Below are 14533 nucleotides of genomic sequence, written 5' to 3' on the forward strand. Positions count from 1 at the left end.
ATCTCTGCCCAGGTGAAAAGCCTGTCCTGGCAGTAGAAAAAATACCGTTTTTGGGGTAAAATCCCAGCATTGATCTTTATCGATTTTAACTCAGTAAACAGTTGAAGGACTAAATTATGACCGATGCTCCATCCCTGCTGGCCAGAGGTCCCAGAATACTTTTTCACCCAACCGACCCGCACCAACCCGAAAGTGATATCGAAAAAAGGCTGGCGTTTCTTGTAGGTCTGGTTGCATTCGGCCTGCCGGTCATCCTGGCTGCCGGGGCCATCTTTGGCGGAAGCTGCTTTCGCGACAGCATCAGTCATTTCTATTATGCACAGTTTCTTGGACCGATCTTTGTTGGCCTGCTCTATTTCATCGGAGGGTTTTTGATCGCCTATACCGGCGAGATGTTCATTGAGGACAGGCTAAGCACGGTGGCTGGTGTCGGCGCCTTTATAGTGGCCTCAGTTCCAACGTTGGGCACGGGATGTGAAGGACAAGACAAATTCCTGTCCCGCGTTTTTGTTGAAGTAACAAACGGTGACCCCATAACCGTGACTGAGGCGAGCGATCAAGAGTTCTTCAACCTGTTCAGCACCGCCAGTAACTGGCATCTGTTCGCGGCTGGCATCTTGTTCATCTACCTCGCGCTTTATTGTCTGTTTGTGTTGAAACGGGTGGTTCCGGAACGGCATGAAAGAAACGGCGTGATGATCGAAAGCAAACGCCAGCGCAACCAGCTATACAGCATTTGCGGCCTGATCATTCTGGCATGTGTCGCGCTGCTGTTCTTCAAAGGCAAAATCGGCGGTCCAGGCTTTTTGATCTGGTGGGACAGCCTGAACCTGACCTTCTTTGTCGAGGCAATCGCGCTTTGGGCCTTTGGGATCGCCTGGTTTGCCAAAAGCCGCGTGTTCCAGAAGCTAAACGACAGTTAACCGGCGCGGCGAAACGTCAGGTAATGCGGCGTACGCCCCTCGCGCAGGGCCTTTTGTTCGTAGCGGGTGGAAATCCAGTCATCCCAAGGTTCGCGCCAGTCGGCGGGGCGTTCTGCCAACCATTCGAACCCTGCGCGCGGAACCTCTTCGAGGGTCTGACGGACGTAGTCGGGAATGTCTGTGGCGACCCGGAATATCGAACCCGGCTTCAGCACGCGCGCCAGCGGCTCCAAATGTTCAGGCGTGACAAACCGGCGACGATGGTGACGTGTCTTGGGCCATGGATCGGGGTAAAGAAGAAATGCGCGCGAGATGCTGGCATCCGGCAAAACGTCAAACAGGTCGCGCACGTCCCCGGGATGTACGGCCAGGTTTTCGACGCCTGCCCGACGAATTTTGCCCAGCAACATTGCGACGCCGTTGATGTAAGGCTCGGCCCCAATGATCCCGATGTCGGGGTTGTTCGCAGCCTGATGGACCAGGTGCTCACCACCGCCAAATCCAATCTCTAGCCAAACGGGTTTACTGTCGAAAAGACTGTTTAGGTCAAGCGGGGCACGCTCGGGATTGCTGTCCCAATCCACAGCGCCGGGCGAGAGGGCGGCAAGGTCTTCGTTCAGATATGTCTTCTGGCTGGGCTTTAGGGTTTTGCCCTTGAAGCGGCCATAGAAGTTTCTGCGGGGGCGTTGCGGGGTCTGAGAGCTCATGGCCCGAGGCCATACTGCGGGGTCAGCAGCGTTGCAAGGGTGTGACCGGCACTCTGTCAAATGAAAAAGCGCGCCTATATCGGCGCGCTTTTCTTTTTGGGTCAGACAGCTTGCTTCAGCGCATCTGCCAAATCGGTACGTTCCCAGCTGAATCCGCCATCTGCATCGGGTTCGCGGCCGAAATGCCCGTAGGCGGCCGTGCGCTCGTAAATGGGTTTGTTCAACTGCAGATGCTGGCGGATACCACGAGGGGTCAGGTCCATCACCTGTCCAATCGCGTTTTCTATCTGCGCATCAGCGATCTGACCTGTGCCATGCGTATCTGCATAGATTGACAGCGGCTTGGAAACGCCAATCGCATAGCTCAGCTGAATGGTGCAACGTTCGGCCATACCCGCAGCGACCACGTTCTTCGCCAAATAGCGAGCAGCATAAGCAGCTGACCGGTCCACTTTGGTCGGATCTTTGCCCGAGAATGCACCCCCGCCATGCGGCGCCGCACCACCGTAGGTGTCGACAATAATCTTGCGGCCCGTCAGGCCAGCGTCGCCGTCGGGACCACCAATCACGAACTTACCAGTCGGGTTCACATGCCATTCTGTATCGGCAGTCACCCAACCTTCTGGCAGTGTGTCGGTGATGTAGGGCTGAACAATCTGGCGAATGTCGTCCGAGGTCAAAGCTTCGTCCAGGTGTTGGGTCGACAGCACGATCGAACTGATGCCAACGGGCCTACCGTCACGGTAAATCACTGACAGCTGCGACTTCGCGTCGGGGCCCAATGTAGGCTCGGTACCGTTTTTGCGGACCTCCGCCAGACGCCGCAGAATCGCATGCGAATACTGGATAGGCGCTGGCATCAAAGCGGGCGTTTCGGTTGTTGCGTAACCGAACATAATACCCTGGTCACCGGCACCTTCTTCTTTGTCATCAGATGCATCAACACCCTGCGCGATATGCGCAGATTGTTCATGCAGCAGGTTTGTCACCTCGACTGTTTCGTGGTGAAACTTGTCCTGCTCATAGCCAATATCTTTAACACAGGCGCGTGCAATCTCTTCGATGCGGCCCATGTAGTCATGCAGCTTTTCCTGATCAGACAGACCTACTTCTCCGCCAATGACAACACGATCGGTCGTGGCAAAGGTTTCGCACGCAACACGTGCTTCGGGTTCTTCATTCAGAAATGCGTCAAGGACGGCATCGGAAATACGGTCACAGACCTTATCGGGATGCCCTTCGGAAACGGATTCCGAAGTAAATGTGTAGTTCTGTCGGGACATAAAAGTGCTCCATTGAGATGTCTCCGTCACGTCAGGAAGCCGTTGTGACAGGCGAAGGATCGGATACGCGCATTGACCAAAAGGGTCAATCGAAAACTACTGTGAGCCGTGCCGAGTGCGGCGCCACAGCACCGCAACCAAAAACAGCAACGCGATTAGAACCGGGCTATCCCCAATCCACGAATAAATCGTCCTAACCTGCGGTTCAGGCAATACCGCATCGACATACCCCGCCTGCCCCAAAGGAAGAGACTCGGTGATCCGACCCAGCGGATCAATCATCGCCGACACCCCCGTATTGGCCGATCGCATCATCGGGAGGCCCTGCTCTATCGCTCTCATCTGCGCTTGCGCCAAATGCTGATAGGGCCCAGAACGCGTTCCGAACCAGGCATCATTGGTTATCTGCAGCAGGAAATCCGCCCTATCTGGCGCCCCGTTGACGTCCTGCGGGAACACAGCCTCATAACAAATCAGGGGCACGGCTCGACCCAGTTTGCCGACATCCAGTAACGCCGGCCCTGGCCCCGCGCTGAACCCATTGCCCGTCGTAGTCGCGAGGCCAAAAACACCCAAGCGAGCCATCAGATCCCCCAAGGGAACATATTCGCCGAACGGAGCCAGATGATGTTTGTCGTATAGCCCGCGCTGTTGGCCCTTTTCGTCCAAATAGATCATCGAATTGTAGATCCGCGGACCATCGCCACGCTGAACACCCAAGACCACGGGCGTTCCCTGCGCGGCGTCAGCGATTGCAGTCAGATACGGCTGAGCGCTTCCCAACCAAGCCGGCACCGAGGTTTCGGGCCATATAATCAAGTCTGGCCGGGGTTGGCTTGCCGTGAATTCTATTTGCCGGGCAAAAAACAACGGCGCGTAATCAGGATCCCACTTTTGATGCTGCGGCGCGTTGGGTTGCACGAGACGTACGATGTTGTCACTCAACATCACGGGCGGCCGTAATGCAGAGTAGCCAAGCGCAAACACCGCGCATCCCAAAACAAAGGCAGCCGGAAACATCACGTGACGCACGGACCTTTTTTCCGACAAAGCCGCGCCCAAAGGCAAAGTTGCCGCAAATGTCAGCGCCCCCAACCCATAAGGCCCGATCAACGACAACAGCTGGGCAACAGGTGTATCAACCCAGATTTGCGCAACGCCAGCCCATGGGAAACCGGTCAAAAGATAGCCGCGCCCAAGCTCGACCAGCGAAAGCGCCATGGCAAGCATCACGCCTTGCCGTAGTGCCGATGCATTTCCGCGCCGTGAAACCCAGAAAGCCAGCGCCCAAAACAGTGCCAGCGCCCCCGCCATGAAAATCAGGGCAAACGGCGCCATCCACGCGTGCCGTTCAGCATCGACCTGAAAGGGTTCCATGATCCAGCTTAATGCGTGTGCGAAATATCCGGTCGCAAAGACCCAGCCCAGCATTGCCGCCCGGCTGCGGGTCTCGCAGGCCAAAAACAAGGGTGCAATCAGTATGAGCACCACCAGAGTCGCTATCCAATAGCCGAAGGGTGCTAGCCCAAAAGCGCCGAACGCACCCAACAAAGCTGCAACCGAAAGCTTCAGCCAAAAGGGCCAGCGCTGGATAGGATTCATGCAGCGATATCCGGAAGCATGACACGCAGCCGCTTTATGCGGCGTGGGTCGGCTTCGACGACTTCAAACTCGGGGCCCTCGGGGTGCAAGACGACTTCGCCCCTGGCCGGAACGCGACCAGACAGCATAAACACCAAACCACCCAGCGTATCTATTTCTTCTTCGTCCACATCTTCATGGCTGGTCAAAGAACGGCCAATCTCAGCCTCAAAATCCTCAAGAGGTGCACGTGCCTGAACAACATAACAGCCCGGTTTTTCCTGTATCCAAAGCTGATCTTCGTCGGCGTCATGCTCGTCGGCAATCTCACCTACGACCTGTTCGATCAGATCTTCGATCGTCAACAGGCCATCGACACCGCCGTATTCGTCGATCACCAACGCCATATGACGACGCTCGGTTTGCATCTTGGTCAACAACACACCGATCGGCATCGAAGGTGGCACAAACAGCAAGGTTCGCAGCATGGACACCAGATCAAACCGCGTGGATCCGCCGTTGAACCCATGGGTCAGCGCGAAGTCCTTCAGGTGGACAAAACCCAATGGATTGTCCAACGTTCCCTCATAGACCGGAATGCGCGACAGACCGCTGTCACGGAACACCTGCGCCAGCTCATCCTTGGCAATCGTTGAGGATACTGACACGATTTCAGCGGTTGGGATTGCAACATCCTCGACCCGCATACGGCGCAGATTGATCATACCTCGGGGTTGATTGGGCATTTCCTGATGTCCGTTTACAGAAGTGCTTTGTTCCCCAGCCGGGCCGGAAAACGCATCATAAACCCAAGAAAAAAATCCGTTTTTCTCTTTAATGTCTTCGCTGGTGTTCTGCGGTTGCGCGCTATGCGCCGCCCTAGAACTGCCGTCTGTATCGCCCATTGTCCTGTTCCAGTTGATCGGGTGAATTAACCCGCCTTACCCATTATATGGGTCATCAATACCCATTTTGCCAAGTATCTTGACCTCAACCTCTTCCATCAGGGTGGCATCAGGGTCACGAATGTGATCATAGCCCAGCAAATGTAACGTCCCGTGAACGATCAAATGCGTCACGTGATCATCCATGGATTTACCCGCTTCTACTGCTTCGCGACTGCAGGTATCGTAAGAGATCGCAATGTCTCCGAGCGCAATCTCGCCCGTGAAATCTGGCTGGGGATGCAGCGGTTTGTGCCCGGGCACGTCTGCGGCAAGATCTTCGGCAGGCCAGCTGAGTACATTGGTCGCGGTCTGTTTTTCGCGAAATTCGGCATTCAGCTCGGCAATGCGCGTGTCGTCGCAGCCCAGTACACTGACCTCGCAGATATCCGGGTCCAATTCACAATAGAGCAAAACTGCAGACACAGCTTGCAGAGACAGGGTTTCCAATCCGTGCCAGCGTTCATCCTCGATGGTCAGTTCCAAGTTCATATTGCCGTTCCAACGCCCCACATACGGGGATCAGAAATCAACTTGTCTCACGGCCCGCGTCGGCCTCATACGCCTCGATGATGGCTGCCACAAGCGGATGGCGCACCACATCCTTAGACGTGAAGTAGTTGAAACTGACATTGGGAATGGTCTTCAACAGCCGTTCCGCATCCTTGAGACCCGACTGCACACCTCGCGGCAGATCGACCTGAGAGCGGTCCCCCGTAATCACCATCCGGCTGCCTTCACCCAAACGGGTCAGGAACATTTTCATTTGCATGGTTGTGGCGTTCTGTGCCTCATCCAACACCACAAACGCATTGGCCAGCGTTCGGCCGCGCATAAAGGCCAGCGGCGCAATTTCGATTCGTTTTTCTTCAATCAGCTTGGCCAGCTGTTTGCCGGGCAGAAAGTCGTTCAGCGCATCATAAAGCGGCTGCATGTACGGATCGACCTTGTCCTTCATGTCACCTGGTAGATATCCCAGCTTTTCACCGGCCTCGACCGCAGGACGGCTTAGGATGATCCGGTCCACATGCCCACCGATGAACATCGAAACACCAGCGGCAACAGCGAGGTACGTCTTACCGGTGCCGGCAGGGCCAATGCCAAAGGCAAGCTCGTTATTGAACAGCGATTGGACATAGACTTTCTGCGCATCCGTCCGCGGTTCCACAAGCTTCTTGCGTGTCTTGATCTCAACTGTACCGCCCTTGAACATCTCAAGCTGGTCGCCGTCGCGACTGCCGGTTCCCTGTTCGGACCCGCCCATGCGAAGTTCTCGATCAACATCCGCAGCTTCCACGTCGCGGCCGCCTTCCAATCTGGCATAGAGCGATTGCAGTACTTCGATCGCGTGTTTCTGGGCCTCCTCGTCGCCCATCACTGCAAGCTGATTGCCGCGGCGAATAATCTGAACAGATAGCTTCTGTTCAATATCGGCCAGATTGCGGTCGTATTCACCGCATAGGTCAATCAACAATCGGTTGTCTGGAAATTCAACAAACGCCTCGCGCTGGGGCATTTCATCCTGCGGTGGGGTAAGGGCACCGATGGCCAATCCGTTCTCCTGTCTTGGCGGTTCACCTCAAGCGTAGACAACAATTCTTGGTGGACGCAAGCCACAGAATCAAAAATAACTGAGCCAATGACAAAACCGCCGACCCGTTGCTGGCGAATGAGGCTAGAAAGCGTAGTTCAAACCAAATCGCAGCCCGCGATAGCTGGGTGTCGATTTCGTCGAAAAATTCGAGTTGAACTGGACATCTTTCGATTGGAACTGAACGTATTCGTACTCGCCAGTAATCGACCAATTGTCGCTTAGCTTGTGTTCTGCCCCGATGCTGGCTGAAAAGCCGCCTCTGCGATCAGAATCTTCAAACGCCTGACGCGACGACCCGGATGTGATGCTGCTTGTCGTTTCAATGTCGCCCCACACATAGCCCAAGCTGACAAAGTAAAGGACACTGCCCTTGCGATTCGTCAGACCGTTTTTGATCCGCAACGACAATATGTCCGAGATTGCGCTACTGCCCTGAACCGTATCTCCTCCAATCTGATTGGTGACGTTGTCATCGAGAGTGCCAAAATCATACCCGACTTCGAAGCCGTAGACGTAGTCGCGGCCAATGCTGGTAGGCAGAACGCCCCTCCAACCACCCCGAATCCCCCCGTAGGATCCGGTCAAATCCAGTTCCCCGATTTCAAACACGCCAGCAGGTGCCCTAAGGCCAAAGCGGTCATCGCCGCCTGAGCCGTACCCACCACTTAGACCAAGATAGAACGCACTGACGTCACTGCCAAAACGCTTGGGGCTTCCGACGTCCGGATCAGACAAATTCCCAGTAAGGTCACCGGCGAAGGTCGCGCTGGCAAAAAGTGTAACCACCGACGCGACCGGCAAAGCTTGCCGGACGCTCGGACTAACGAAGCTCTTAAGAACTGTCACTCGTACCCTCCATGGCTCCGGCCCGGTTCGCGGGTCGGCGCAATATGGTTTTACTGGGCATCCAATTGGTCACCTAGAAAAACCTGGCTTCCCTCGGAACATAGATCCAAGCAATAAATCAAGGGTAAATTTTGGAAACAACCACCGTTAATAGAATCTGAACGGCGGATAGTTTCCGAGTTACAGCAACGCGCCTGCCAGAGAATTGGTGCCAGATTCGGTGATCCGAACCTCGCGCAGGTCACCGATGGAAATCTCGGGCGCAACAACGTGAACCGAATGAAGGTATTCGGATTTCCCGACCATCTGTCCGGGCAGTCGACCCGGCTTTTCAAACAGAACACGAACAGTTCGACCCACCATTGAATCCTGTATTTCCCTTTGGTGGCGCGTGATTAAGGTCTGAAGGCGTTGCAGCCGATCATCCGCTGCCTGCGGGTCGACCTGAGCCCTTTCTGCCGCCGGGGTTCCGGGGCGCGTCGAATACTTGAACGAATACGCGTAGCCGTATTTGACCTCTTCCACGAGATCCATTGTGGCCTGGAAATCTTCTTCGGTCTCTTCCGGGAACCCAACAATAAAGTCGCCAGACATGACAATATCGGGCCGTGCGGCGCGAATCCGTTCAATCAAGCGTAAATAGCTGTCAGAGGTATGGCTGCGGTTCATACGTTTCAGAATCTTGTCCGAGCCCGACTGAACCGGCAGATGCAGATAGGGCATCAACTTGTCACAAGTGCCGTGCGCTTCGATCAGATCATCCGCCATGTCGTTAGGATGCGACGTTGTAAATCGAATACGCTCCAACCCGTCGACCTTGTTCAATTGCCAGATCAGCCCGGCCAGCGTCATTTCGCCTTCGGGTCCAACCCCATGATAGGCGTTAACGTTTTGCCCAAGCAGCGTGATCTCGCGCACACCGCGCTCAACAAGATCCTGCGCCTCACGCAGAATGCGATCAGCTGGGCGGCTCACCTCGGATCCGCGTGTGTAAGGCACCACGCAGAAGGCACAAAACTTATCGCAGCCTTCCTGCACGGTCAAAAATGCTGTTGGCCCGCGCTTGGCTTTGGGGCGGTTTTTCAGCTTCTCAAACTTGTCTTCTTCGGGGAAATCAGTGTCCAGCGCCTTTTCGCCCGCACGTGTCTTGGCTTCCATCTCGGGCAGGCGGTGATAGCTTTGAGGGCCGACCACCAAATCAACCAGAGGCTGCCGGCGCATGATTTCCTGGCCTTCGGCCTGTGCAACGCAGCCTGCAACCCCGATTTTCAGATCGGGTTTTTCGGCCTTCAAGCCTTTGAACCGGCCCAGTTCCGAGTAGACCTTCTCGGCCGCCTTTTCCCGGATGTGGCAAGTATTTAGCAGGATCATATCCGCGTCATCGGCGCTTTTGGTTTCGACATATCCCTGACCGCCCAGCGCTTCGGCCATGCGTTCGCTGTCATAGACATTCATCTGACAACCGTAGGTCTTGATAAACAGCTTTTTCGGTTCGGACATGGATCGGGCCTTTGCAGTCGCTGGATCGGCGTCATCTATATGCTTCGAACGCCGCTTGCAATGCAGGCGCAATTACCCGAATTTGGCGGGACTTTCCAGCAAGGCGCAAATGAAAAACGGCGATGCAATACGAAACCCCCGATCACTTTCTGAGAACAGGCCAAGCCGCGTTGGCAAAAGGTCCCATCGCAATGGTTTTTGCCGAAGATGAGACGGAGCTGGACGGGACCTTGCGTCATCATTTGAACCTGGGCTTCAAGTCTCTGATCGCGTTTATGCCCGCCGAATTCCAACTTGATGACAAACTGGCTGAACGCATCCATCGCGTGACGATGAAATGCGCGCCGCGATCCGTTGTGTTCGAGACGATCAATCGGATCATCCAAGCGGCCCCCGGCATCTGGATGTATTACTGCTATAATGCCGAGTATCTGTTTTTTCCCTTTTGCGAAACACGCAGCGTTGGAGAAATGCTGACATTTCACAGCGAAGAACGCCGCAACGCCATGCTTAGCCACGTCGTCGACCTGTACGCAGATGACCTGAACAGCTTCCCTAATGGTGTGGCACCCGATCAGGCGATGTTCGACAGCACTGGTTATTATGCCCACGCACGTCATGATCCGACCGGACAGCCGCTGGAAAGACAGCTGGATATGTCAGGTGGCCTGCGCTGGCGGTTCGAGGATCACATCCCGTACGAACGGCGGCGCATCGACCGGATTGCTTTGTTCAAGTCCCGAAAGGGTCTGGAAATTCTGCAGGACCACACCTTTAACGAACCGGAATATAACACCTATTCCTGCCCCTGGCATCACAACATGACGGCAGCTATTTGTTCGTTTAGGGCTGCAAAGGCTCTCAAAAGCAACGCCGGGTCCACATTCGACATTCCCAGTTTTCGCTGGCGAAACTCCGTCCCGTTCCAGTGGAGCTCACGCCAGCTACTCGATTTAGGGCTGATCGAATCTGGGCAATGGTTCTGACCCCCTTAACGCTGTAGTAGTATCGGGAACCAATCCTCGCGCAAGCGTTGCCCTGGAGTCATTTCATGTCCGGGAAACGGTGGTGATGTACGACCGGGGCGTTCGACATAGCGCGCATCATCGCCAACCAACCGCAGCGAAAACGCACGGCGGCGGCTGTCTGACTGGTTGCCGCGTGCACCGTGCAAGGTTCGGTAGTTGAAAGCCACCGCATCGCCCGGCACCATTTCGAATTCGACGACTTTCATCCCTTCTGCATCTGGATCAGGGGCAGGAATGTACTGGCCTTCATCCGGAAAAAACCCTTCCTCTGAAACCCACCGCGTTGGTAGAACTTCCTTTTCCCATCGATGCGACCCGGCCACACACCGCAGCGTCGCTTGTTTCACGGGGTCCAGCGGCGACCAGAAACTGACTGTCTGTTGCCCTTCCACAAAGTAGTAGGGGCCGTCCTGATGCCAGGGCGTTGCCATCGACGTGCCCGGTTCTTTGACCAACACATGATCGTGAAACATTTGCACGCTTTGCGAATTCATCAGATCCGCTGCGACCTCGGCCACTGCGGAGGTTTCTATCACCTCACGAAACTGCGGTATGCGCGTCCAATTACAATAATCGTCAAAGAACCGACCAGACTCGCCTTGCTTCTTGTTCTCCGATGCATAGGGACCGGGTTCGGCCATGTTCGCCGCGACGCCATCGCGCAATTGGTCCACGTGATCGGCAAACAACCCTTTGACCAAAACAACGCCATCAGTCTGATAGGTATCGATCATGGTTTGGGTAACAAGAGGGTGCGGCATCTCAGGCTCCTTTCAATAGCCTTCATGTTCTGCTCTGGAACAATACTTCTATTCAAATCATATCTTTCAAATATAGTATTAACTTCATGTTATATATTTCTCTGCGCCAGTACGAATATGTATCTGCCATCGGGCGGCATGGCAGCCTGTCTGCCGCGGCCCTGACCCTGAATGTGTCGCAACCTGCCCTGTCGAATGCGCTGACGCGGGTCGAATCGCATCTGGGCTACCCTTTGTTCATTCGTCGGCGGGGGGCGGCCATGGCGTTGACGCCCCAAGGGCGGAAGTTCATCGAACAGGCCGAGGATGTACTGACCCTGGCGGCACAGCTTGAATCGCCAAACCTCTCGACAAAGGGCGCGTCACATATTCGGTTGGGTATGTTCACGGATTTGGCGCCAGTTCATCTGGCACCGACACTGCAAGAACTGCGCGCGGCTTTGCCGGATGTCGCGGTGTCCTACAAGGTTGAACCGTTCGAACGATTGATGAGCGGGCTGATCGATGGACAGATCGATATCGCAATCACCTATGACCTAAGCATGGACGCAGGATTCGTAAGGCAAAAGCTGTTCGACAATCGACCTTTTGCACTGGTGTCACCCGACCATCAGTTGGCCAGCGCCAAGCAAACTACGCTGGCGGACATAGCCGGCTTTCCTTTGATCCTGTCGACCGAAGGTCTGTCAGCGCAGCACATATTGGGACTGTTTCGGCGCAACGGATTGCACCCAATGGTCGCTCATCGGGCTGCATCGCTGGATCTGCAGCGCAGCCTGGCCGCGAACGGTGAAGGAATCGGTATCAGCTATGCCAATCCGCCCGACAGTGACAGCTATGGTGACAAACCGCTGGTCAGCTTACCAATCACCAACTCAGATGCGTCCGAGGCCGTTGTTCTGGCACATCACGGGACTGGGCCGATTGATGCGACTATCGAGACTGCCGAGAGGGTTTTGATCGAGTGCCTGCGGGCGAAGCCGATCGCTACTTCTTACGAAGTCGGATGACCACATCGACAGATGCGATCTCAACCCCTTCGGGGGCTTCAGGCAAACGCTGAATAACCAGCTCTTCCGAAGGCGCGTCACTCAGGCGGGCTTCGTCTTCCCAGAAGAAATGCGGATGATCATGCGTGTTCGTATCAAAATAGCTTTTTGAGCCGTCCACCGTGATCTCTTGTAGCACGCCAGCATCGCAAAATGCGCGCAGCGTATTGTATACCGTTGCAAGCGACACAGCGTCGCCGTTTGTTTTTGCCGATTCAAACAGGCTTTCGGCTGTGACATGCCGATGGCGACCGTCACCCACCAACAGTTCGGCCAAAGCCACACGCTGACGCGTCGGGCGTAATCCGGCGTTTTCCAACCAGTTTGTCGCGATGTTCCGGCTCTGAGGTGTCATCAATCCGATACCCGTTTTTGCTGATACTATATATAGGGTCGCTCAGTCGGTAATTTCAAATGAAATTCATTCGCAAAGAATGTCACCCGCAAAACATCATGTCACGCGCTGCACTTGCAGGACCTTGCATACGGGTGCTAGACGAGGCCAGATGTAACGAACAGACCCCTGGCAGGAGAGGCGGCAGAATGGCCCAATTCCCGAGCAGCTTTGACAAGGATGATCTGCTGAAATGCGCCCGTGGCGAATTATTCGGCCCCGGCAACGCGCAGTTGCCTGCTCCGCCGATGCTGATGATGGACCGGATTACAGATGTTTCGGAAGATGGCGGTGCTCATGGCAAAGGTCATATTGTTGCGGAATTCGACATTACACCTGACCTTTGGTTTTTTGACTGTCACTTCCCTGGAAATCCGATCATGCCGGGCTGTCTGGGGCTGGACGGTCTTTGGCAATTGACGGGCTTCAATCTGGGTTGGCGCGGCTGGCAGGGGCGCGGTATGGCGGTTGGCGTCGGCGAGGTGAAGCTGACCGGTATGGTGCGGCCTGATCGCAAGATGCTGACTTATAAGATAGACTTCAAAAAAGCGATCCAGACGCGTCGCCTGACCATGGGTGTGGCGGATGGTATCGTCGAAGCAGACGGCGAAATGATTTACGACGTCAAAGACATGAAAGTCGTTCTGTCCGAAGCCTAAGCGCCGGACTGGCCTGAAATAAGGAGCACGCACATGCGTCGAGTAGTTGTCACCGGTTTGGGGGTGGTTTCCTCTATCGGGAACAATGCCGAAGAAGTTCTGGCCTCTCTCAAGGCTGGCAAGTCTGGCATCGAGGCCAATGAGCAGATGGTCGAACATGGCTTTCGCAGCCAGATCGCCGGATCAATCAACATCGACGTGGCCGCACATGTGGACAAACGGACCCTGCGGTTCATGGGGCCAGGCGCGGCCTATGCTCATATCGCGATGACACAGGCAATCGCAGATGCGGGGCTGACCGAAGATCAGGTTTCAAACCCACGCGCCGGTCTTGTCGCGGGTTCTGGTGGACCTTCTACAAGCGCCATGCTTACCGCGCATCAGACCGTATTGAAAAACGGCGCCACCAAACGGATAGGTCCGTTTGCCGTTCCGAAATGCATGTGTTCAACGATTTCGGCCAATCTGGCGACTGCATTCAAGATCAAAGGGATCAACTACTCGATCACCTCGGCCTGCTCGACGTCGCTGCACTGTATGGGCAATGCGGCCGAACAGATCATGATGGGCAAGCAAGATATCATGTTTGCGGGCGGTGGAGAAGAACTGAACTGGACTCTTTCCTGCCTGTTCGACGCCATGGGCGCGATGTCGTCCAAATACAATGACACACCCGAGAAAGCCTCACGCGCGTTCGATCAGGATCGCGACGGGTTCGTGATTTCGGGTGGCGGCGGTATCGTTGTTCTGGAAGAACTGGAACACGCACTGGCGCGTGGTGCTGATATCTACGCCGAAGTAACCGGCTTTGCAGCAACATCCGATGGTCACGACATGGTCGCCCCCTCCGGTGAAGGCGGCGAGCGGGCGATGCGCCTGGCGCTGTCGACCGTGCCAGAAGGCCGGAAGGTTGACTACATCAATGCCCACGGTACCTCGACCCCGGTCGGCGATGTGGGTGAGGTTGAGGCTGTTCGCCGTATCTTTGGCGAAGGCAGTGTACCTCCGATTTCATCAACCAAATCGATGACAGGTCACGCTCAGGGCGCGGCCGGTGCGCTCGAGGCAATCTTCTGTCTGCTGATGCTGCGCCATGACTTTATTACTCCGTCGATCAATGTCGACACACTTGCCGAAGGCATCCTGCCCGGTGAAATTGCAACTCAAGTAGTTGAAAACGCAGGCTTGGATAGCGTGATGACCAACAGCTTCGGCTTTGGCGGCACGAACGGTTCCATGGTTCTGTCAAAGTATAACGGGTGAA

The 14533-nt window shown here is 55.3% G+C and carries 15 protein-coding genes and 1 riboswitch; of the genes, 5 read left to right on the forward strand and 10 right to left on the reverse strand.

Features of this window, described 5'->3' with window-relative positions:
• The first annotated feature begins 116 nt into the window (after positions 1-116).
• Positions 117-923 (forward strand): hypothetical protein, encoded by an 807-nt coding sequence (locus Q1B13_RS17235; protein ID WP_299082571.1) that lies wholly within the window; start codon positions 117-119, stop codon positions 921-923.
• Here Q1B13_RS17235 and trmB read toward each other — a convergent pair.
• The 8 genes from trmB to miaB all read right to left on the reverse strand — a co-directional run bounded on the left by trmB (position 920) and on the right by miaB (position 9378).
• Positions 920-1630, reverse strand: coding sequence for a tRNA (guanosine(46)-N7)-methyltransferase TrmB (trmB, locus tag Q1B13_RS17240; protein WP_299082573.1), 711 nt, complete (start codon positions 1628-1630; stop codon positions 920-922). The genes Q1B13_RS17235 and trmB overlap by 4 nt on opposite strands.
• A gap of 101 nt (positions 1631-1731) precedes the next feature.
• The gene (gene metK, locus Q1B13_RS17245; protein WP_299082575.1) at positions 1732-2913 is read right to left on the reverse strand and encodes a methionine adenosyltransferase; all 1182 of its coding nucleotides are present in this window, start codon (positions 2911-2913) and stop codon (positions 1732-1734) included.
• Positions 2914-2918: 5 nt separating this feature from the next.
• Positions 2919-2967, reverse strand: a riboswitch (SAM-SAH riboswitch).
• A gap of 42 nt (positions 2968-3009) precedes the next feature.
• On the reverse strand, positions 3010-4515 hold the full coding sequence (gene lnt, locus Q1B13_RS17250; RefSeq protein ID WP_299082577.1) for an apolipoprotein N-acyltransferase: 1506 nt from the start codon (positions 4513-4515) through the stop codon (positions 3010-3012).
• Positions 4512-5399, reverse strand: a complete 888-nt coding sequence (locus tag Q1B13_RS17255) for a hemolysin family protein (RefSeq protein ID WP_299082579.1) — start codon at positions 5397-5399, stop codon at positions 4512-4514. The genes lnt and Q1B13_RS17255 overlap by 4 nt, the downstream gene beginning before the upstream one ends.
• A gap of 36 nt (positions 5400-5435) precedes the next feature.
• Positions 5436-5930 carry an rRNA maturation RNase YbeY gene (gene ybeY / locus Q1B13_RS17260; RefSeq protein WP_298936578.1) on the reverse strand — a complete coding sequence of 165 codons (495 nt, stop codon included), beginning with the start codon at positions 5928-5930 and terminating at the stop codon, positions 5436-5438.
• A 37-nt stretch (positions 5931-5967) separates the two neighbouring features.
• Positions 5968-6990 (reverse strand): PhoH family protein, encoded by a 1023-nt coding sequence (locus Q1B13_RS17265; RefSeq protein ID WP_298936577.1) that lies wholly within the window; start codon positions 6988-6990, stop codon positions 5968-5970.
• A gap of 123 nt (positions 6991-7113) precedes the next feature.
• Positions 7114-7878: an outer membrane beta-barrel protein gene (locus tag Q1B13_RS17270; RefSeq protein WP_299082581.1), complete on the reverse strand. Its 765-nt coding sequence runs from the start codon at positions 7876-7878 to the stop codon at positions 7114-7116.
• Positions 7879-8058: 180 nt separating this feature from the next.
• Positions 8059-9378 carry a tRNA (N6-isopentenyl adenosine(37)-C2)-methylthiotransferase MiaB gene (gene miaB, locus Q1B13_RS17275; RefSeq protein ID WP_299082583.1) on the reverse strand — a complete coding sequence of 440 codons (1320 nt, stop codon included), beginning with the start codon at positions 9376-9378 and terminating at the stop codon, positions 8059-8061.
• Between the two features lie 122 nt (positions 9379-9500).
• Here miaB and Q1B13_RS17280 point away from each other — a divergent pair, with 122 nt between their 5' ends.
• Complete coding sequence (locus Q1B13_RS17280) at positions 9501-10364, forward strand: hypothetical protein (protein WP_299082585.1); 864 nt, start codon at positions 9501-9503, stop codon at positions 10362-10364.
• A gap of 5 nt (positions 10365-10369) precedes the next feature.
• Here the strand turns inward: Q1B13_RS17280 and Q1B13_RS17285 are convergent, their stop codons facing one another.
• Positions 10370-11167 (reverse strand): phytanoyl-CoA dioxygenase family protein, encoded by a 798-nt coding sequence (locus Q1B13_RS17285; RefSeq protein ID WP_299082587.1) that lies wholly within the window; start codon positions 11165-11167, stop codon positions 10370-10372.
• An 86-nt stretch (positions 11168-11253) separates the two neighbouring features.
• Between Q1B13_RS17285 and Q1B13_RS17290 the strand changes: the two genes are divergently transcribed.
• Entirely contained in the window at positions 11254-12177 is a 924-nt protein-coding gene (locus tag Q1B13_RS17290; protein ID WP_299082589.1) for a LysR family transcriptional regulator, read from the forward strand.
• Here the strand turns inward: Q1B13_RS17290 and irrA are convergent.
• Positions 12155-12571: an iron response transcriptional regulator IrrA gene (gene irrA, locus Q1B13_RS17295; RefSeq protein WP_298936571.1), complete on the reverse strand. Its 417-nt coding sequence runs from the start codon at positions 12569-12571 to the stop codon at positions 12155-12157. The genes Q1B13_RS17290 and irrA overlap by 23 nt on opposite strands.
• A gap of 188 nt (positions 12572-12759) precedes the next feature.
• Between irrA and fabA the strand changes: the two genes are divergently transcribed.
• Both fabA and fabB read left to right on the forward strand, forming a co-directional pair.
• Positions 12760-13269 carry a bifunctional 3-hydroxydecanoyl-ACP dehydratase/trans-2-decenoyl-ACP isomerase gene (fabA, locus tag Q1B13_RS17300; RefSeq protein WP_298936570.1) on the forward strand — a complete coding sequence of 170 codons (510 nt, stop codon included), beginning with the start codon at positions 12760-12762 and terminating at the stop codon, positions 13267-13269.
• A gap of 33 nt (positions 13270-13302) precedes the next feature.
• Complete coding sequence (gene fabB, locus Q1B13_RS17305) at positions 13303-14532, forward strand: beta-ketoacyl-ACP synthase I (protein WP_299082591.1); 1230 nt, start codon at positions 13303-13305, stop codon at positions 14530-14532.
• The last annotated feature ends 1 nt before the right edge of the window (position 14533 follow it).

The sequence above is a fragment of the uncultured Ruegeria sp. genome, assembly GCF_947489545.1.
Lineage (GTDB): Bacteria > Pseudomonadota > Alphaproteobacteria > Rhodobacterales > Rhodobacteraceae > Ruegeria.